The 21,801-nt window shown below is 43.5% G+C and carries 11 protein-coding genes; 9 read left to right on the top strand and 2 right to left on the bottom strand.

The window, feature by feature from the left end:
• Positions 1–65: 65 nt before the first annotated feature.
• From HMPREF1532_RS11340 to HMPREF1532_RS11320, 5 genes are all read left to right on the top strand, one after another.
• Positions 66–3,587 carry a TonB-dependent receptor gene (locus HMPREF1532_RS11340; protein WP_005929156.1) on the top strand — a complete coding sequence of 1,174 codons (3,522 nt, stop codon included), beginning with the start codon at positions 66–68 and terminating at the stop codon, positions 3,585–3,587.
• A 15-nt stretch (positions 3,588–3,602) separates the two neighbouring features.
• On the top strand, positions 3,603–5,366 hold the full coding sequence (locus HMPREF1532_RS11335; protein WP_005929154.1) for a RagB/SusD family nutrient uptake outer membrane protein: 1,764 nt from the start codon (positions 3,603–3,605) through the stop codon (positions 5,364–5,366).
• Positions 5,367–5,417: 51 nt separating this feature from the next.
• Complete coding sequence (locus HMPREF1532_RS11330; RefSeq protein WP_005929151.1) at positions 5,418–6,380, top strand: sugar phosphate isomerase/epimerase family protein; 963 nt, start codon at positions 5,418–5,420, stop codon at positions 6,378–6,380.
• A 140-nt stretch (positions 6,381–6,520) separates the two neighbouring features.
• A complete protein-coding gene (locus HMPREF1532_RS11325; protein ID WP_005929148.1) occupies positions 6,521–8,317 on the top strand; it encodes a T9SS type A sorting domain-containing protein in 1,797 nt (598 codons plus the stop codon).
• Positions 8,318–8,402: 85 nt separating this feature from the next.
• Complete coding sequence (locus HMPREF1532_RS11320; protein ID WP_005929146.1) at positions 8,403–11,000, top strand: endonuclease/exonuclease/phosphatase family protein; 2,598 nt, start codon at positions 8,403–8,405, stop codon at positions 10,998–11,000.
• 125 nt (positions 11,001–11,125) lie between these two features.
• Here HMPREF1532_RS11320 and HMPREF1532_RS11315 read toward each other — a convergent pair whose 3' ends face one another.
• Positions 11,126–13,123 carry a retaining alpha-galactosidase gene (locus HMPREF1532_RS11315; protein ID WP_025819180.1) on the bottom strand — a complete coding sequence of 666 codons (1,998 nt, stop codon included), beginning with the start codon at positions 13,121–13,123 and terminating at the stop codon, positions 11,126–11,128.
• 9 nt (positions 13,124–13,132) lie between these two features.
• Positions 13,133–14,038: an endonuclease/exonuclease/phosphatase family protein gene (locus tag HMPREF1532_RS11310; protein ID WP_005929140.1), complete on the bottom strand. Its 906-nt coding sequence runs from the start codon at positions 14,036–14,038 to the stop codon at positions 13,133–13,135.
• Between the two features lie 226 nt (positions 14,039–14,264).
• Between HMPREF1532_RS11310 and HMPREF1532_RS11305 the strand changes: the two genes are divergently transcribed.
• The 4 genes from HMPREF1532_RS11305 (at position 14,265) to HMPREF1532_RS11290 (ending at position 21,785) form a co-directional block, all read left to right on the top strand.
• A complete protein-coding gene (locus HMPREF1532_RS11305) occupies positions 14,265–15,443 on the top strand; it encodes a dicarboxylate/amino acid:cation symporter (RefSeq protein ID WP_005929137.1) in 1,179 nt (392 codons plus the stop codon).
• Between the two features lie 84 nt (positions 15,444–15,527).
• Positions 15,528–16,502, top strand: a complete 975-nt coding sequence (locus HMPREF1532_RS11300) for a FecR family protein (protein WP_005929134.1) — start codon at positions 15,528–15,530, stop codon at positions 16,500–16,502.
• 52 nt (positions 16,503–16,554) lie between these two features.
• Entirely contained in the window at positions 16,555–18,252 is a 1,698-nt protein-coding gene (locus HMPREF1532_RS11295) for an alpha-amylase family glycosyl hydrolase (RefSeq protein ID WP_005929131.1), read from the top strand.
• A gap of 32 nt (positions 18,253–18,284) precedes the next feature.
• Positions 18,285–21,785: a DUF4886 domain-containing protein gene (locus HMPREF1532_RS11290; RefSeq protein WP_005929128.1), complete on the top strand. Its 3,501-nt coding sequence runs from the start codon at positions 18,285–18,287 to the stop codon at positions 21,783–21,785.
• Positions 21,786–21,801: the final 16 nt, after the last annotated feature.

The raw sequence follows: 21,801 nt of genomic DNA, 5'->3' as shown, positions 1-21,801 counted from the left end.
CCGATCAATCAATTATAATTAAATCTTATAACATGTACAACAGCTATCATTTAAATCAATCAATTATGAGAAACACTTTCATAGTGCTCACGCTGGTTATCAGTGTACTGCTTCCCGGTAAGGCACTTGCTACAGGTATTGATTTTCAAGTAAAGAATGTGACTGTACGCGAAGCTGTATTGAAACTGCAACAGCAATATGGATTTTCCGTAACAGTAGAATCGAATGAGGTGGATATGAATCGTAAAGTTTCAGTCTCAGCTAAAAATGAATCCATAAGTACAATACTCAGCCATATATTTACGGGGCAAAATGTCACCTATACGGTAACCAACAAAAGTATTGTCATCCAAAGTCGGAAACAACCTACCGGGAATACACCTGCGACACAAAGGCCACGCCTGATTACCGGGAGAGTGATAAACGGTGCAGATAAAGAACCACTGATCGGTGTTACCGTCCAAAATCCCGAATCGGGCAAAGGCGTAATCACCAATGTAAACGGTGATTATTCCATTGAAGCGATTCCGGGACAAACACTCAAATTTTCTTATGTAGGTTTTTCCGATATTTCGATAAAAGTAGGTAGCTCGACCGTTTTGAATATTACCATGACTGAAAATTCGACTATACTCAATGAAGTAGTAGTAGTCGGATTCGGCAGCCAGAAAAAGGTAAACCTGACAGGAGCTGTCGGAGTTATCGGAAATGAAGAGATCAACGGGCGTCCTGTCTCTTCGGCTGCACAAGCCCTGCAAGGCCTGGATCCATCACTAAACATCGGTATTAATACCGGTAGGGCCGATTCGGGTTATGAAATAGATATTCGCGGTGCCGCATCCTTAAACGGAGGAACCCCGCTCATTCTTGTCGACGGTGTAGAAATGGAACTAAACAGACTCAACCCTAACGATATAGAATCGGTTTCCATATTAAAAGATGCTGCAGCAGCTTCGGTATACGGTGCAAAGGCCTCAGCCGGCGTAGTATTGGTTACTACTAAAACCGGCAGTGATTCGAACGTAAAGGTTACTTATAACGGCCGTTTCGGTTTATTAAAAAACACCACGAGTACCGACTACATAACCAGTGGTTACGACTGGGCCAAAGTAGTCGACCGCTTTTTCTATTATTCGAATAAAGGGATAAACTACCTTAAATATGATGAGGACGACTGGAACGAACTCGAGATGCGTCGCGGCGATAAGACGGAAAATCCCGCCCGCCCATGGGTAGTAACCGAAGAAGACGGAACATACAAGTATTACGGAAATTTCGATTGGTACGATTACATTTACAAACGTACCCGCATGCAACATGAGCATAATGTATCGATAAGAGGGGGAAATGACAGGGTGAAATACTACGTCAGCGGCCGCTATTACAATACCCAAGGGGTTATGAACCAGCAGAATGACCCTTATGACAATTACAGCATTCGCGGAAAACTGGATATCAACATTACAAAATGGGCCCGCTTTAGTACCAACCTGAACTATTTTTATGGTAAAATGTGGTGGCCGGGAATGAAAAACCAGCAAACGACATTTCGTAACGTAACCATGGGAGGTTCTCCGTTATTTGTCCCCAGAAATCCTAATGGAACTATCGTACACAGCACTGAAATAGTAAATCAAGGAGCCGGTGTACTCGGTGACATGAATCTGATGCTTACTTATGGAAAAACGTCCAACGAAGAGGTAGTAAATGAAGCGACGATTAAAAACAACCTTGAATTAGATATCGTTAAAGGGCTAACCCTACATTTAAGTCATGCCTATCGTTTTTCTCATGAATTCGGACAGTATCGCTATAATAATGCACCATATTCTTCACATGAAGGCGTGATTTCATGGGAAACCACCAGCAAGTTCCGTAACGACCTTCAAGAAACTAACCAGTCACTCTATAAACAGACATTTGAAGCATTTGCCGATTATTCACACACTTGGAATAAAGTACATAACTTCAAGATTGTAGGTGGTATGCAATATGACACCCGTTACTACCGCAAGAATGCAATATCGGTTGATGGAAATCTTTCGGAAGACCTGAATGACTTCAACTTATCAGCCGGATCGACTTATGCCGTCAGTGGCGGACAATCGAAATATAAGACACTCGGTGTCTTCGGACGTATCAATTATGACTACGATGGCAAATACCTGTTCGAAGCCTCCGGCCGTGCCGACGGATCGTCGCGCTTCTGGAGTCACAACCGTTGGGGATACTTCCCTTCAGGTTCTGTAGGATGGCGTATCAGTCAGGAAAATTTCTGGGAACCTATGCGACAATGGTGGAACAATGCCAAAATACGTTTTTCTATCGGCAGCCTTGGCAACCAACAGGTATCTGACTATCTGTTTGTTCAAAAGATCAATACCAATCTCACCAATGGAGATTTTACATTCAACGGTACGGATAAACTGACATACGCTCGTGAAGACGCCCCTGTAGCCAATGATTTAACATGGGAAAAAGTAACGACGTATGACTGGGGAGTCGACCTTGCTTTCCTAAACAACAGGCTGACATTCAGCGGCGATTATTACGTACGCAACACTACCGACATGATGATGCCGGGTGCATCGCTCCCCGGAGTTTACGGTGCAAGCGAACCGCGCACCAATGCTGCCGATATGCGCACCAAAGGTTGGGAACTCAGTTTCGTCTGGCGTGACAGAACGACCCTGCTTAACCGGCCATTCTCTTACTCATTACGTGCCGGCCTTGGCGATTACCAGACCAAAGTCACCCGGTTCGACAATGATACCCGACTAATTTCGGAACACTATGTAGGCGAAAAACTCGGAGATATCTGGGGATACAAAATCGATGGTCTTTTCCGTACGGATGAAGAAGCGGCAGAATATACCCAAAAAGTGGACTGTTCCTACTTTACCAAACGCATCGATGCTACTGCCACCCGTAAGGGACTTCATGCAGGTGATCCGAAATTCTTGGATCTCAACGGCGACAATAAAATTTCCATCGGGAAAAACACTGTCGAAGATCCGGGAGACCGGGTAATCATCGGTAATTCACTTCCAAGATACTCTTATACATTCGGTGGTGATTTTTCGTGGAACGGTATTGATTTTTCTATCCTGTTTCAAGGTGTAGGCAAACGCAACTGGTATCCCAGCTCCGGCCAGGCCAATCTTTTCTGGGGTCCCTATTGTCGTCCGCACAATACATTCTTAAGCCAGCAATTGGTAGATCAGGTATGGAGTGAAGATAATCTGGATGCATACTTTCCATTCCCTCGCGGTTATGAAGCATACTCCGATAATACCAATTCCCACTATACTCTGACATCGCCTAATGACCGGTATATTCAGAACGTGGCCTATCTGCGGCTTAAGAATCTGACAGTAGGTTATACCCTTCCGGTATTAAAAAAATATCTTCAGCAGATACGCATTTATTTTACCGGAGAGAATCTTGCTTACTGGTCGCCGATGAAAAAATACTGTAAATACATCGACCCCGAAGCGGCAGTTTCATCTTCATCTTACATTGAGAACTCCGGTGAAGTATACAATTTCAGCAAGGTATTCTCATTTGGCATCGATATTACATTCTAAAAAAACAAACCAGCTATGCGTACTATAAAACATATATTCATATCCGCCGCCTTATTAACAGGCTTTGCATCGTGTGACCTTAATGAGTTTCCTAAGGATTCCATCAGTCCCGACACTTTTTTTCATACAGAGTCAGAGTTGGAACTTTATACCAACCAGTTTTACCTCATGGAACCCACCGCAGTCAATCTGTATGACGAACCATCCAACCTAATTGTCGACGGTCTGTCTCAAAGCGATGTCGTAGTAGGGCTGACACGCACTGTTCCTTCCTCCGGTGGAGGATGGTCATGGTCTTATCTGAGATATATCAATTATTATCTTCAGAACTCCCACCGTTGCGAAGATGCAACCGCCCGCAAACGCTACGATGGTGTTGCTTATTTCTGGCGCGCTTACTTTTACTTTGAAAAGCTGAAACGCTTTGGCGAAGTGCCATGGTATGACCAAGTATTGGCATCAGACCAAGATGAACTTCTGGCCAAGCCGCGCGACAGTCGCGACGTCATCATAAATCATATTATAGAAGACTGTGATAAGGCGGCAGAAAATCTTCCGGCATCATCCTCTATTTACAAAGTTTCGCGTTATGCAGCCCTTGCGTTAAAATCGCGTGCGTGTCTTTTTGAAGGTACTTTCCGTAAATACCATGCCGGCCACACATTTAATAAAAACAACTTACCTTATGAAGCTATCTTGCAGGAATGCGTCAATGCGTCACTTGATATTATGAATGATAAAAAGTATTCTATCTACTCGACAGGGAAAAATCCCTATTATTCGCTCTTTACTTCAGAAAACGCCATTGCACAGGAAGTGATCCTTGCACGTTGTTATGGGGGTAATTTCGCACATGCAGTCGATGCCTATGCACTGATGCCGTCCAAAGGTATGGCCGGTTATACCAAAGCACTCGTTTTCTCTTATTTAATGCAAGACGGCAGCCGCTTCACCGATAGAGAGGGATGGGCAACGATGCCATTTACTGAAGAGACAAAAGAGCGCGATCCCCGTCTTGCACAGACAGTACTGACACAAAATGCCCAATACGTCGATGGTACAGAAGGAACTTTCAATTTTGCCAATACCGTGACAGGATATCCGATGCTGAAGTATATTTCGGGACCCAATTATATCAATGCCTCTACAATAGATGTGCCTATTTACCGTATGGCCGAAGTATATCTCAATTACGCCGAAGCCAAAGCCGAATTAGGGACATTGACACAAGACGATCTCGATCACTCAGTCAATTTAATCCGGGATCGCGTAGGGATGCCTCATCTGAATAAATCGGCTGCAAATGCTAATCCCGACCCGTTCCTTACATCTGAACTTTATGGATATAAGAATGTAGACAGTGGCTCCAATAAAGGAGTTATTCTTGAGATCCGCCGGGAACGTTCGATAGAGATGGTAAGTGAAGGTATCCGTTTTTCCGATCTATGCCGATGGCGTGAAGGTCAGCTTCTGGCCCAGCCATTTTATGGTCCTTATGTACCCGGTGAAGGCCGTTATGACATGGATGGTAATGGAAAAATCGACTTTGTGGTTTATCTGGACCGCCGTATTCCTGCTCCGGGAGTAACTCCATTGAAAATAAATCAGGATATATTCCTTTCAGAAGGAGAGACCGGCTATATCCTGGCTCACGGACAATTGATGAGGGCTTTCAATGAGGACCGCGATTATCTCTATCCGGTCCCGAGTAACGAACGCACACTTACCAAAGGCATGATTACACAGAACACCGGCTGGGACGATGGACTTGATTTTTAATCGTTACTCACAAATAAGCTATTACTAAGTTTTAAATTACAAGTAAACAGTATGTTAAAAAGAAAATCAATCTATGCATGGATATCTGTCTTGATGGTTTCCATAAGCGGTTTTTGCATGGATACCATGAATGGAGATGAAGTACGCACTCCGCAGAAGTTGCGTATAGGAACAACCATAAGCGTTTTCGGCGGTTTAGAGGGACTGACCTATGAAAATCTGAAAGAAGCGCGGTCTGCAGGTATCTCCGACATAGAGATTTCTCTCACCGGCTTGGTCAATGGAGATCATCCTATTCCAAATGCCGAATTAAAAGAGAAGTTCCGCCGGGTAAAACACGATGCCGACAGTGCCGGAATCAACATCTGGTCGATACATATGCCTTATGGGGCCGACTGTGACCCGTCGCACGTTGACGAAACGATCCGTTCGCATTCGGAAAATGCCTACCGTGGCTATATTGATGTTGTCGGTGTATTGGAGCCGGAAGTTATACTGTTTCATCCAAGCTGGCGGTTGGGCCTCAACGAACGCAAGCAACGCATGAGCCAGTTGGTAAAAACCATCACCTCCCTGAATAAAGATGTAAAGGAGACAGGAGCCATTATCGTACTGGAAAATCTTCTCGGGTATAAGTTGCTTCGCAGCCCCGGAGTAGAACGCCCGCTGGGCCGTACGGTCGAGGAGATGGTTGAAATCATGGATTTAATGCCAGCTGATGTTTATGCTGCCATCGACATGAATCACATTAAAAATCCCGAACGGCTGATCGCAGCACTCGGCTCTCGCATAAAGAGTGTCCATATTGCCGACGGAGACGGAGAGAAAGAGTGCCATCAGCTCCCGGGACGTGGCAAAAACAATTGGACCCTTATTCTTCAGGCGCTTGACCGTGCCGGCTATACCGGCCCGTTCCTCTACGAAATAAGGGCAAAGGAGGTCAATGGGTTTACGGATCTCGTTGCCACCTATCACCGGATTTATGAAGACTACATAAGGTCTTTACAACCTTAAAAAGCTGCCTTGGGGACTCCCTCAAAAGTATAAGAGCCTGTTTAAACTTTCCTCTTAAAATAATACTGAACAAAATTTAAACAGGTACTAAAAGTTCCAAGTGATTTTATCAATACATTATTAACAAATCTATGAGAATTATGAAACTAAAACATTTCTTACTCTACGCAATGGGAATTTTGATTCCTACAACCGTTTTTTCGGCCGAATACTATGTCGTACCGGGTTTACGCTCCACAGGTAACGACGGTTCATCTTGGGAAAAAGCGATTACCATGTACGACGTTTTCGAGAATGATGCCTCTGCTGCAAAAAACGACGAGGTATCCAAATATAAAACCGGAGACGTATTCTTTCTTGCAGGCGGTACCTATTACAATGCTACCAGTCCCGGTGCCGACGCCGGGCGTATTTACCGTGGTTATGTTTTTGTAGGAGGATGCGATCAGAGCAAAGGCGCGGTTACCGAATGGCCTGCCTATCCATCGGACACACCCACGATATTCTCCGGCGACCTCGATGAAAACGGGGGGCCGAGCGCAGGCGACCTCCGCAACTTAATCCATGTGCGCCAGGCAAGGAACGATGATGCCGAGAACTTGGCCCATATCTGCCGGCTGATAGGTATCGATTTCACCTGTTCATACTCTCCCGAAGGTTCGACTAATGCAAGCGGAGCCGTTTATTGCACACAGGGGGCCATCGAGCTCCAGTATTGCAATATATATAATAATGTAAGCAAAGGCGAAGGTGCAGGAGACGGAATCGGCGCCGGTATCCACATCTATGGCGGACTTTATCATATAAAAGACTGCAATGTATACAACAACAAAGCGCACAAGACCGGAGCCGGATTCCGCTGTACCACCCGTAGTTCGAAGAAAGCGAATGGCGTAATCGAACGTTGCTACTTCGGTAATAATGAAGTAGAATCCCGTTATGGTGGTGCCATCGCCCAGTCTTCGGGAGAGAATATGTGGATCATAAATTCTACCATCGTCGACAACAAGGCTTTTTATGAAGGTGCAGGAGTTTGTGCCAATGGCAGTTCTTTTGATGACGATGTACGCGCGGTACATATTATTAACTGTACCATTGCCGGTAATACCTGTTCTGCCGACCCTTCGGAGCTATATACCGAAGATACGGAAACCGGTACTGTCACTAACCCCGGTTCATGGTTGGGGTCGCAAATACGCATTGCCTGTGATCCGGCGGTGAATATCTGCAATTCGATCATCGTGGGACGCGATGATGACGGTGCGGTAGCCAAAGCTGCCATCGTTCTTACCGGTACGGAGAAAACACTTTCCAGCGCTTATCTAAATTCTTATGGCGGCAGCATACTGGGCACATTCGGCTCGGTCATGGAATCTCCTACTATTGCTATCAACTGGAACAATGATCATATGGATGGCAACAACCCGAATACTTATTCAAAGATATTCGGTACAACAGCAGCCGGAGAGAATGGTGGATTTACCAAGACATTGAAACCTGTGGATAATGGAATTCTCGATCAGCTCGGGGTTTATGCCCTTTATGGCTTCGAACTCGGAGAGTACATCAAAACGCTAAAAGATGAAGGCAGATATCTACCGTTTGAGATTGATGTTACAGTAGACCAAACCGGTTCGAAACGTAGTCAGGAAGAGGTTAACGGTGAAACTGCTCCGGGAGCTTATGACTTCTTAACCAATCATGGGACCGGTATTGCCAATACGGCCTCCCCGGGGAGTTCTCTCAAATTACAAGCTTCGGGTAATGGTATCTACAAGGTGGTAGGACTCACCGATAATGCTACCATACATATTTATAATTTACAAGGTATGCGCATCCAATCTATTACACAAAGCGATACGATTGATTTGCGTAAACTTGCAAAGGGTATTTACATGGCTAACGTGAACGGACAAACGTTCAAAGTTACCAGATAATATTGTCACTCATTTATTAAACAGGTCCGTCTGCCTCCCGGATACAGGAAGCAGACGACTTGTTTGTTTTATAAATCATTATTATATGGCTTTCTATCACATCAAATATAGGCTATTTGCCATCCTATGGGTGCTTCTACCGACCATTCCAACGGTCAGTGTAGCCAATACCACGACTTTAAATGTGGGGTGTTTCAATATCCGTTTCAAAACAACTGCCGATCAAGGAGAATTAAGCTGGGACAACCGCAAGAGCTATGTTGCCCGGACAATTATCGATTTCAAGTACGACATTGTCGGGGTCAATGAAATGAACGCCGGTTCGCAACAAGAGGATATGAAAAGTTTGCTTCCGGAGTATTCATTTGTAGAATGGGGAGGTAACTCGTCGACGGTGCCCAATCAAGGCACAGTCAATGCGGTATTGTTTCGCACCGACAAATTCGACCTTCTTGAAGAGGGACATTACTTTTTATGTACAGACCCCTCCAAATCGCTAATTTCATGGGACAACAGCAGTGGTAACAAACGTTTTGCCGTATGGGCCAAGTTAAGAGTGAAAGAGACCGGTGAACTGTTTTACTATTTCATCACCCACCTCGATCATTTAGGAAGCGATGCCCGTAATGAAGGAACACGTATTAACATAGAAAAAGTACGTTCCATCTCCGGTCATTATCCGGCAATTATATGTGGTGACCATAACTCATCGGCCATACGCTATCCGTTCTATGACCTTTGCAGTGCCTATCTGTCGGACAGCCGCAAAGTATCGGAAACCCCATTTCCGTGGCCTAAGGACGGCACCTTGTGCAAATGGGACCCTGAGAAAAAAGATGGGACCCGGCTGGATTATGTATGGGTAAAAGGAATGAAAGTGCATACATACAATCACATTAATGAAACTTTTGGACGCGGTGTCACGCCTTCCGATCATTTCCCTGTGATAGTAAGCATTTCATTAATGCCTTTCGTAGCCTCCCATACCCGCTATGTGGATATAAACGCCGCTGATGGCGGCGACGGAAGCAAGTCAGCCCCTTTCCGCAATATTCAGGAGGCTGTCGATGCCACCTGTAACGGTGATACCATTTACGTTGCCCAAGGACACTATTCCGTAACCGAATCGGAGCTATTAAAAGGCCGTAGTGCTACACTCAACATTCCCCATTCGCTGGATATATTCGGCGGCTACGATTCTACATTTAAAGAAGTGACAGGACGCACAGTCCTATCGGGAGATATAAACGGCAATGATGAAATTGCCGACGGAGTATTGACCGGTAACGAAGAAAACGCTTATCGCGTAGTGACCGTTCAAAAATACTGTGCACTGACGCTTTGCAATTTTGAAATTGTGGGAGGAAACGCCAACGGAAGTGTTGCTACAGGTGCAGGCATCGCCGGGCTGGGTTCGCCACTGATACTCAACAATGTGATTATTCGCGACAACCAATCCACAGGTCAGGGTGCGGGAATCTATGCAGCCGGCCAATTATTATGCACCGGCTGCCGATTTATCCGTAACATTTCATCAGCCAACGGTGGTGCATACTTCACCGCCTATGCCGGTGTGGAGCTATGGTGGCGCTATGCCATGACAGGTTGCTACTTCTCTGAAAATGAAGCGGTACAAGGTTCTGCCGGATACCATTCCGGATACTCGTGGGCTTATCTGGGGTACAACACGTATGCCTGCAACAGGGCAACTTACGGAGGCACCGTCTCACTCAACGGAACGGCTTATGCTTCTAAAACAACCTTAGTCAATAATACTTTTGTCAACAACCGGATAGAAGCTACCGGCGGTGTCATCAACGAAATAAAAGGAGGATCGGCCGTCTATGCCAATTTGAATGCAGCATCTACACTTTCGATCGTCAACAATACGATTGTCGGAAACCATGCCTCGTGCTATAAAAACGGTGCACCTACCGCCGACTTTTACGGTGCTGCCGTACATATCTACAACGGCACACCATTCATTTTCAACAACGTGATTGCCGGAAACCGTTCTACCTCTATATATACCGGTGATGTTTACAATGCAGGGCAACCGGCGACTACCGGCTATAATATCTTTTCGAGTACCGATAACATCGGTATAACACCGGCAGAAACCGATATTTTAGGAACTTCAGCCGATGCATCGATCCTATTGCTCGGCAATATGCTCGAAAGCAATATAGTAGAAGGAGATATCGTTCCTGTTTTGGCTTTAAACGGTGGCTCAATTGAGACAGTCAAGGTGAAAAGACGCTTTTTCGGATCAAATGCAATCAATGTGCTGCCGGCATCGCAGTTTGAAGAAAAATTATTGAAAGGAGATGTAGACAATACGATTGAATTACGAGACAAGCTTATATTCGACCAACGAGGAGTAGAACGTTCGACGGATGGTACTTCATCGATCGGTGCGTATGAGTATGGCAAGGGAGGTACGGGCATTACTGAAACAACAATCACTACCAGTCCGGTCCAAACATACCAGAATGGTCCGATACTATATCTGTCTGCTGCTATGGTGTTGCAGGATGTGAGGATATTCTCCATGACCGGATCAACAGTCATTCATTTAGGTGAAGTTAATGCAGGAGAAACTCCGGTCAATATTTCCCGACTTTATTCCGGAGTATATATATTGTCCTGGAAAGGAGGAACTACCCGATTTGTAAAAGGATAAATAAGAATCTGTTTCCATTTTACATCAAAAACCTTTATAAAATCACCCATACTACAGTCTGACTGTATTCTAAAAGTTGGATAGATAACTTTGGGAATATAGTTCAGACTGTAGCATGGATGATCTTATTGAATACAAGCTACCCATCCCCCACCCGGCGCAAGTCGGATGACAATCTCATTCTGTTCCAATATCCCGGACGTTTTCCGATAGTCTTGAGCCGACCGATGGGCATTTATCCCATCACTGAATATCTCGATTCGTTTCCCGATACAATCATCCGGCAATTTCACTGTCAGTTCACGAGCATTCCAATTGCCCAATACTCCGATATACCAATCATCACCTTTGCGCCGAGCCACAACGATATACTCCCCGACTTTACCATCGAGCACGAAAGTGTCATCCCAAACAGTAGGAATCCGGGAAATAAAGCGGATACATTCCTGTTCACGCATATAATTGGACGGAGAATCACAAAGCATGTTAAGCGGGGAATCGAATACGACATATTCTGCAAGCTGATGACAACGGGTGCCCTGACTCATCGGATTACTCCTGTTCGGGAAATATCCGCCTTTGACACTATTACGCATCGCTCCCTGCGTATAATCCATCGGGCCGGCCACCATACGGATGTATGGTAATAAAACATCGTAAGAAACCATATCGACATCGGGTTTAGACCACTTCAATTGTTCAAGGCCGAATACCGCTTCATAATTGACCACATTGGGATACGTACGTTGCATGCCCGTCGGTTTGGGGCAACCGTGAAAATCGACAAGCATTTTATGAGCAGCACATACTTTGGCTGTACGGTACATAAAAGCAATCATCTCCTGATCGTCACGATTAAGGAAATCTATTTTAAAACCTTTAATACCCATATCGGCATAATGCGATACCACCTTTTCCAAATTAAGTTCCATCGCCAGATAACCGGCCCACAAAATAATATCGACCCCTTTTCTCCTTCCATGATCTACTATTGTCTGAAGATCGATTTCCGGAACGACATCAAAAAGATCACACTTTCCTTTGGTAGCCCATCCCTCATCGAGAATAACATACTCGATACCGTTTTCGGAAGCAAAATCGATGTAGTATTTATAAGTTTCTGTATTGATGCCGGCTTTGAAATCTACTCCGTAAAGCCCCCAGTCATTCCACCACTCCCAAGCAACCTTCCCCGGCTTGATCCATGACCGGTCGGCAATACGTGACGGAGCAGCTAACCGGTATACCATATCATTTTCCGTCAACTCTCCATCGCGCTTCGTTACAATGAAAGTACGCCACGGAAAAGCACGCGGTGCATCGATCTTTGCCATATAGGGATACCGCGAAGTAACCAGATATTCAAGGTCATTATGCCCGCCCCGCACCACACTCTTCGGATAAGGAGCAAAGACTCCTTGCAACTGCGGCCTGCAATTATCTGCGGCTAAATACATCCCAGGATAATCTTCAACGTCAGCTTCGGCAATACACAATTTTTCGTCATGCTCCAGATTGACAAGTATCGGTGTAAACAACAGATTATTAGCATCAAAGTCTTGCACCGGAAGATATGTATAAAGATTTTGCATATCATTCCAGAACTGCTGTTCACGGGTAGCGTTCTTTCGTTTCTTACGGTCACGCACATACGGAGCCCATGTCTCAAAGTTCTGAGACAACCGATACACCGCCTTTTCATTCTTTATAGTATGTTCCCCCGAAAGCGAAGATATGAAGCGATAAGCCATTCCATCATCATACATCCGGAATTCAATACTGAAACCGGCAGTCGCGTTCAATACCAATCGGTTATACTTATCTCGTACCTGCGATTTCTTATACATTGGAGAAGGAATCATTTCATCGACAGACAAGCATTGTGCTTTTCTTACTTTCATACCGGCTCCCCAAACTGTACCATCCGTCCATTCTATAGCAATGGTCGATGGTGACAATATCGATTGACGTTCGTCAGAAAAAGTAAACGTAAGACTGTCACCGACATTTATTTCACTCATAAGCCTCCCATTAGGAGAAACCAGCTTATATCCGGTAGCAGCAGCCATTGTAGCAGTGAAAACCGCCATAAACATCAAAAAAATTATCTTATATTTCTTCATCTTTTCAAATCAATAAGTAAATGTACAAATGATAGGATAATGGTCTGAAATCCACCTTACACCGTAAACCGGCTTATCAACCGTTTCAAACACCAACGGGCAAGCGTTACGATAGAATATATGATCCAGATTTTTGCCTCTGACCAAAGGAGACACACGTCCGAAACCATTAAAGCTGGAATGATCATCCGTTCCGGCCGCATCTTCCCGGGCAGAAGCGAACCAACGGTAAAACGGAGTCAGACTCTCACGTCGTGGATCATCGGGATTGTAGGAAGCATTCATATCACCGGTTACGAATACAGTTGCGTCCCTACCGGCGATGGTCTTCATCTGATTGTTTATCAATGAGGCGCACCGGGCACGTACCTCAGTATCCACCGGATCTTTTTTATAGGGCAGATGGGTGGTGACAATATAAAAGTCTTTCCGGCTTTTTTTATCTTTGAGTTGCAACCACAAGGCAGCCCGATAATGCCGGTCAGTCGAATTCCACGGCTGAGACGGAACTTCCGGAGTAGCACTCAACCAAAAATGTCCCGAACGTTCCACTGAATATTTATCACGGAGATATAACAACAATACTCCTCCGGTACGGGAATCGGACAGTGTGTCGTTCATCTCTATACGATAATAACCGTAATCAGGTAGCATATCAAAGATTTGTTGCCACATCTCGTTGCGTGGTTCCTGCATCCCCACCACGTCGGGACGATACTGAGCCATCATACGGGCACATGGTTCCCGACGCCGATCCCATGACGTATCGAGAGAATCGTTCGGATTATTGAAACGAATATTGAACGACATCACCTTTACAGAATCCAGCACGACAACATCGTCATGATAATCCTGGGCGACGGCACAAGAAAAACTCAGCAGTAAAATGCCGGATAAAAGAATGTTTTTTTTCATATATGTATCTTTAAAATTATACTATGAAGACTTAACAAAAGGCACTGAATACGTAACCGCCAATACAAAGCCAACACTGATTTAAAAAACATTAACATGCTTTATTCTGATAATCCAAGCCGTCACAAGCCACAATATTCAAACCAAATAAAAATACCGGCTACGTAGATGCATGATGTAATGTGTTCCTTGAATGAATGTTCCTTTAAATTAAAATATTGACAAAATGAAAAAAAGAAAATTAGGATTGTTCCCTAAAGTATTGATTGCGATAACTATCGGTTCGTTATTGGGGTTGATAGCCCCGGATATTATGATCAGAATACTTAAGACCTTCAATGTGTTCTTTGCGCAAATCCTCAAATTTATCGTGCCCTTGCTCGTATTAGGTCTGGTGACTCCTTCCGTTGCCAACTTAGGACGCGGAGCGGGAAAAATGCTGTTGAGTGTTATTGTTATCTCCTATCTGTCGACGATAGGTGCAGGATTTTTTGCATACGGTTGTGCCTCAAACCTGCTTCCCCATTATCTAAGTATCGGTGAAATTTCCACTTCCGCGCTGGAAGGAAAAGTATTCGAACCTTATTTCAATATCAAATTCCCTCCGATTTGCGATATACTGACGGCTCTCCTTCTATCATTCATGCTCGGTGTCGGCATCATTTTCACCAAAGCTCCGGGACTGAAAAAAGCCTTTGATGAATTCGGAGAAATAGTAAAACTCACAATTGAACGTGCCATCATTCCCCTCCTGCCGTTTTATATCTTCACAATGATATGCGAAATGAGTGCCGCCGGTCATCTGTCAACTGTCATGGGAACAGGCATCAAAGTCATTGCAACCGGTGTCATCCTGTCTATCTGCTATCTCATTATCCAATATATCATAGCCGGACTGATAGCTAAGAAAAATCCTTTTAAATGTATATGGAACATTATTCCGGCATATCTGACAGGCTTTTCAATCTGCTCCAGTTCGGCTGTTATTCCTGTCACTCTCGAATGTACCATGAAAAACGGTGCCACCAAAGAGATCGCCAATTTTACCGTCCCTCTTTGTTCTACAGTCCATATGTGCGGGTCGACTATCAAACTTATCACTACATCGGTTGCAGTGATGTATCTGAGCGGAATGAATATCAGTTTTGCACTCTTTGTCAATTTCATTCTTTTACAAGGAATTTCTGCCGTAGCTGCTCCCGGAGTAATGGGAGGTGTCTTGATGGCATCGATCGGATTACTGGAATCTGTTCTCGGTTTTTCGCCGGAACAAAGTGCCTTGATGATGACCATTTATCTGGCTCTCGACGGATATGGCCCGGCATGTAATGTCAGTGGAGACGGTGCTATCACCCTTATTATCGACCGCTTTTTCGCAAAAAAATATGCATCTGCGCAACAATAAAAGATCTATTTCAAAATCAGATTACGTAGTCATATTATGTCATGTGTTCTTTTTATATAGAGGAAAGAATAATTAAAAAAATATATGGAGAAAGAAAGCATAAAGATGTTTTTCGAGAGTCAGTCTACACCCCCTGATTCCGAGAAAATAGAACAATGGTATATAGACAATATCAATAATACCGAATTGGATACCATCCTTCTGGAATTATTGAAAAAATGTACCCATCAAGATGAGCAAAAAGCCAGATGCGCGTTCAGCCGCACATGCCATCGCATAGGTATCGGCTCCCCCAAAGTCACTCAAAAGAGAAAAATAATATACCGTTGGATATCGGGAATAGCAGCTACCGTATTGGTATGCGGTTTCCTATTGGGTACACATTTATGGAATTCCCGGTCCGGCGATATCAATTTGGAAAAGGTATACGCATCGGCAGGCAATTCAAAGATGGTGATACTTCCCGACTCTACAAAGGTCTACCTCAAACCCACAAGTACCCTTTTTTATGAAGCAAACGACTTTACCCACAACAGAAAAGTTCATTTGTTTGGCGAAGCGTACGTAGAGGTAACCAAGGATGCGAAACATCCGTTTTCCGTTGTATGCAACAATGCCACAATCAAAGTATTGGGAACTAAATTCAACGTACAATCGCATGAATCCGATTCGGAATTTGAAGTAATGCTGTACGAAGGATGTGTAGACGTAGAATCTGAATTCAACAATAAACAGGTAGAGGTACTCATGGCGCCCGGTGATATTGTAAAGATCGACAAAACTACCGGAAATATGTCGCAAATGAACATTTCGACTATAGCTAATCAAGGGCAATCCCGTAAGTTCTACTTTATCGATAAAAAGCTGGAAGATATAACCAACCAGCTCGAACGCCATTTCCAAAAGAAAATTGTAATCACCAACCCCCAATTAAAATCAATAAAATACGATGCAATATTTGCCAACGATGAGACAATTGAACAGATTTTAAATTACTTGAACGCATCACAACAGATGAGCATTATATATCATGATAACACCACTATAGAGATACGGTAACACAATTTCAGTTTTCAACAGGTAAATGATAGAACCCACAAAAAACAATCAGATGAAACGAATCATTTTATTCTTCACCTTTATAGTTCTTGCAAGCAACCTTCTTGCCGCCCGAGACTATCCCAAATGGCTGGAAAGTGCGGCCATATATCATATCTATCCTTCTTCTTACATGGATAGCGATGGAAACGGATATGGCGATTTGGAAGGTATCCGTTCACGTTTGGATTACATAAAAAATTTAGGTTTTAATACCATCTGGATCAGTCCGGTCTTTTGCAGCGAATTTGAAGACGGCGGTTATGATATCACCGATTTCTATAAAATCGACCCACGTTTCGGTACAAATACCGATTTAGTAAATCTGGTAAACGATGCACATGCAAAGGGTATCAAGGTGTGCCTCGACCTTGTGGCCGGTCACACTTCAGACAAGCATCCTTGGTTTCTGGAGTCTGCGAATGGAGATCCCAACGGGCATTATGCCGATTATTACATTTGGACGAAAGGTAAAAAAACAACTCCGCCGAAACCGGAAAGAGGAGGCTGGGTAAAAAATGAATATCCGCGCGACGGATACTATCTGATGAATTATTACGATATTCAACCGGCACTCAATTACGGATATTATCAACCGGACCCGGAAAATTCGTGGGAACAAGCCTATGATGCTCCCGGTCCGAAAGCAGTCCGCCAGGAGATAAAGAATATCATCTCTTTTTGGTTTGATAAAGGAGTCGACGGTTTTCGTTGCGACCTGGCCTGGTCATTGGTAAAAGGAGATGATGCAGAGTTTCACGGGGTAAGAAAACTTTGGAATGAAATATTTTCCTGGCAGGCAGAAAAGTATCCCGAAACGATCTTCCTGTCAGAATGGTCAAGTCCGATAGAGGCCATTTCTTGCGGTTTCGATATCGATATTATCCGCCACAACGGATGTGGAAAAACCATGTATCGCGATCTGGTGCACAATACACTTCGATATGCAGACCCGGAAACCGGTATGTACCAACCGAAAAACTGTTGGTTTGACAGGGCGGGAAAAGGACAGTTCGCTTCTTTCGTGGAACCTTTTAAAAAAATGTATGAAGTAACCAAAGGACACGGTTTCCCATGCATGCCCACATCCAGCCATGACACCTGGAGACTAAATCGTAACCAGCGTTCCACTCCGGAGGAACTAAAAGTAGCCATGACATTCTTCCTGACAATGCCATGGGTACCGATTGTATATTACGGAGAAGAAATCGGGATGCGTTCAATGGACGGATGGCCGTTTATTGAAGGCAGTCGGGACCGGTCGGCCCAAAGAACGCCCATGCAATGGGAAGCAGGCGCAACAGCCGGTTTCTCTACCTGCGCCCCTTCAAAATTGTACTTACCCATAGACCCGGATCCGAAGCGTCCGACAGTGGCCGGTCAAATCAATGATCCGCATTCCATACTCAACTGTACGAAAGGGCTTCTGGCCCTCCGTTCTTCAGTCCCTGCATTGGGGAATACCGGAGGATGGAAGCTTGTCAGTGATCCGCAGCAGGCATACCCTGCCATATACGAACGCTCCGACAATCACTCAAAATATCTGGTAATTATCAATCCAAGAGAAAAAAATGCTACGGCACTCATTGGAGGGTATGATCAATTAGAAATTATTTGGGGAGATCCCAAAAGTTTGTCAATAAAAAAATCGAAAGGTAAGTTATCGCTGAAAATCCAAGGAGTAAGTTCCGTCATCTGTAAAGTTCTGTAATTCATATTAGTCATCAACAAAATAATAAATCAATGAAAAAGGTTTTCAAATTCTATTTAATGCTGTTCTTAAGTATCACAGGAACAGTTTTTACAACGAATGCAGAAACTAAAAAAATTCTCGTTGTTGGAAACAGTTTCTCATTCGATGCAGCTTTGCAGGAACTTCTTCCGATAGTACAAGCTGCAGGAGATGATATCGTATTGGGATTCCCATATAAAGGAGGAACTACATTAGAACTTCACACGAATTATATTACCGGAAATCAACAGATATACAATTACTACAAAATCAAAGATGGGAAAATGACATCGACAGGAGGAAACAGCCGCAAATTCGATGCAAATATCATTACGGATGAAGACTGGGATATTGTCATTATACAAACCGACCATAATTATTCGGGCGCATATAGCCATTACTTTCCATATTTGGACAATCTGATTACCTATCTTAAAACTTATCTTACGAATAAAAACGCCAAGTTTTATCTTTACATGACCTGGGCCTATCAAAACGGTTCGGCCAAATTAGAAGAGTTAATCAACAAAGGTCTTTATACCGGTCAGATGGATCAATATACAAAAATCATTGATTGTGCAAGCCGCGCCGCCGTACAATCGGGAATTGGCGAAGAAAATATAATTCCGGGCGGGACAGCCGTCCAAAACGGGCGTACCAGTTACATCGGCGATGATTATAACCGTGATGGCTATCACATGAATCTCAGCCACGGCCGTTATACCGTAGCATTAACATGGTATGAAAAAATCTTTGGGAAAAGTGTCATCGGATTAAGTTATCACCCTGCTTCCGTCAGCGATTTCTGTGCAGAGATGTGTCAACATGCCGCCCATGAAGCTATTATCAACCCCCAAAGTATCAGCAGCCTTGTGGATACCTATGGAGTAAACCCAAATACAAAATTCAAAGTCATCGACAGACCGTTAATGATCAATTTCGGCATCGGTCTCGGCTCATCTGCAGTTTCTCAATATTCATGGAATAGTTTGACAACTGCATTAACCGGAGCAAATACGGGAAGTTTATATAACAGCAAAGGGTATGGAACAGATGTGAAAGCCTCGATAGAAAAACCATTCGACGGCATTTCCTCCATTGGAACAATATCATCGGCAACAGCCTTAGATATGCCTTCGAATGTGTCTAAATCAACCTTTTACGGTACCACAGAGAGTTCGGTTATTATTTCCGGATTATATCCGGGGCAAGCGTATGATATGAGCGTATTTGCTTCGGTTATGAATGCATCGGCCAATGCTGAAACCGCCTACTCCTTCAAAGGAGAAAATGACGGAAGTGCCTCTCTGAATCCAACGGACAACACTGCAAACATTGCAACGGTTCAAGGAATAATCGCTGATGACAAAGGACGTATCTGTTTAACTGTAAAAGCCGGCACAAACAACAACGAAGAAAAGGAAACTTATTATCTGGGAGCATTAATGATAACCCCACACCTTGAGATCCCGGGGAAAATTCCTGTCCATATTAACTTTACCACCAGTGAAAAAGCAACTCAAGAAAACCTTTGGAATAATGTGACATCCCATCTTGCCGGAACTAAAATAGAAAATTTGACAGATTCGGAAGAGAATACTTCAAGCATCTCTCTAAACATCACAAAAAGTTTTGCCGGCATTACTGAAAACGGTGCATCCGAAACAAATACGTTACTCAACATGCCTGCAAATGTATCTTCAACAGGTTATTGGGTAAACGGTGTCGAAAAAGACGGTATTCTTGCAGACAATGCCGAAATTGTATTCAGTGGCTTGAATCCCGAAAAATCCTATGATTTTTATATGTTCGGTTCTTACATGAATACAACAGAAGTTCATGAAGCAGAATATTCGACCTTTGGAACTGTAGAAAATTACATCGGACTAAATGGCAACAACAATGATCAGTCGGTCGCTGAACTCACCTCGATATATCCCGATGCGGACGGACATATCCGATTTACAGTCACCCCTGGGGCTACAAGTGCGGATATCTACAAAATAGGTTATATCAATGCTATGGCCATTATGATTCCGGGGATTGTGAAAGTCATACCATTCGAACCTGTGGCAGAAGGCCCGTGGGATGGCATTTCCATGATTGAACCTGCCCGTGACGTTTCCGGTAATTGTGTTATTTATACAGGAGCAGAATTAGCATGGGCAGCCAATCAAGTCAATCAAGGACATGCCATAACGAGTATAAAGATTGCCAAAGATATAGATTTAGGTAACCAACCATGGACTCCAATAGGATACGGAACTTATTTTACCGGAAAAATAGACGGACAAGGTTATCACATTTATAATATGTATATAAATAAAAGCGACCTTACTGAGAAATCGAACTTTGCAGGCTTCATAGGTGGTACAAACAGTGAGAGTTGTGATATTATTAATATCAACCTCTCAGGAAAAATCGACATTCCCGCATCAGTGGCTCAGAAAACCCAGGTCGGATCATTCGTCGGCAAAGCCAATGCCTTAGGAAATATGATTAATTGTCATAGCGATGTTGAAATTAATATCATGGGAGCACCGGCATATGTAGGTGGTGTATTGGCATTTATGAAAAATGCCAATATAAAGAACTGTTCATACTCAGGTAATATAACAATCGCGACATCCGGAAAAGTAACCAATGGTATCGGCGGTATTTTGGGATGTACAAATTCAAGTACTACCGGCATCGAAGCCGTTATTAACGGATGCTACTTTGACGGTAGTATTAAAAATAACGGTTCCGGAATCCCCAAATATGTAGCCGGAATCAATTCATATTCTAATTTGTCAAAAGCTGCCGAAACCATTACGAACAATTATGTTATCGGTACTATCGATTGCACGGCCACAGACCAAGGCACCGTTTATGGAAAAACCAACACGACAAATTTTGATTGTGAAAATAACTATTATTACGCCGACTACACCTTGACAGGCAAAGGTGGAATTCCTATGAAAATAGAAGAATTTCATTCCGGAGAAGTTGCCTATTTATTAAACGGTGATCAAATGGAGTTTCTTTTCGGACAAGAGCTTGATTCTGATGACAACATGCCGGTTGTCTATAGAGGTTCCAACAGAGTATACAAAACAATCTTTATGTATAATGACAACGAATATGCAGTACTTTATAATAACACAGAAATGAAGTTTCCCAAAAATCCTGTTCCTGATGACAGCCCGATATTCGAAGGATGGTATGATGAAAAAGGAAATCGCTATGACGGGAACTCAACTACCCAAACCGACCTAACACTCTATGCTAAAATCGTAGCAACAGGCACCGATAACCTAAAAACTAAAGATAAAATTAGCATCAATAATAATAAAATCGATATAAATTCGGAAAGTGAAATTGGCGACATCACTATTTGGAACATACACGGCACAAAAGTTATTAATAAAACGATCAGAGAGACAACCACAGAATTAGATATAAATTCATTGCAAAATGGTATATATCTTTTTAAGAGCAAAAAGGATTGTATCAAATTCACAAAGAAATAAGATGAGAGAACTCGTA

This window comes from Bacteroides salyersiae WAL 10018 = DSM 18765 = JCM 12988 (assembly GCF_000381365.1).
GTDB lineage: Bacteria > Bacteroidota > Bacteroidia > Bacteroidales > Bacteroidaceae > Bacteroides > Bacteroides salyersiae.
The sequence above is the reverse complement of the archived record's forward strand: the minus strand, read 5'-3'. Positions and strand labels throughout refer to the sequence as shown.

Coding starts and splice junctions, on each gene's coding strand:
- HMPREF1532_RS11335 (WP_005929154.1), top strand. CDS start 3,603: ATGCGTACTATAAAACATATATTCATATCCGCCGCCTTATTAACAGGC.
- HMPREF1532_RS11305 (WP_005929137.1), top strand. CDS start 14,265: ATGAAAAAAAGAAAATTAGGATTGTTCCCTAAAGTATTGATTGCGATA.
- HMPREF1532_RS11320 (WP_005929146.1), top strand. CDS start 8,403: ATGGCTTTCTATCACATCAAATATAGGCTATTTGCCATCCTATGGGTG.
- HMPREF1532_RS11290 (WP_005929128.1), top strand. CDS start 18,285: ATGAAAAAGGTTTTCAAATTCTATTTAATGCTGTTCTTAAGTATCACA.
- HMPREF1532_RS11300 (WP_005929134.1), top strand. CDS start 15,528: ATGGAGAAAGAAAGCATAAAGATGTTTTTCGAGAGTCAGTCTACACCC.
- HMPREF1532_RS11325 (WP_005929148.1), top strand. CDS start 6,521: ATGAAACTAAAACATTTCTTACTCTACGCAATGGGAATTTTGATTCCT.
- HMPREF1532_RS11330 (WP_005929151.1), top strand. CDS start 5,418: ATGTTAAAAAGAAAATCAATCTATGCATGGATATCTGTCTTGATGGTT.
- HMPREF1532_RS11310 (WP_005929140.1), bottom strand. CDS start 14,038: ATGAAAAAAAACATTCTTTTATCCGGCATTTTACTGCTGAGTTTTTCT.
- HMPREF1532_RS11315 (WP_025819180.1), bottom strand. CDS start 13,123: ATGAAGAAATATAAGATAATTTTTTTGATGTTTATGGCGGTTTTCACT.
- HMPREF1532_RS11340 (WP_005929156.1), top strand. CDS start 66: ATGAGAAACACTTTCATAGTGCTCACGCTGGTTATCAGTGTACTGCTT.
- HMPREF1532_RS11295 (WP_005929131.1), top strand. CDS start 16,555: ATGAAACGAATCATTTTATTCTTCACCTTTATAGTTCTTGCAAGCAAC.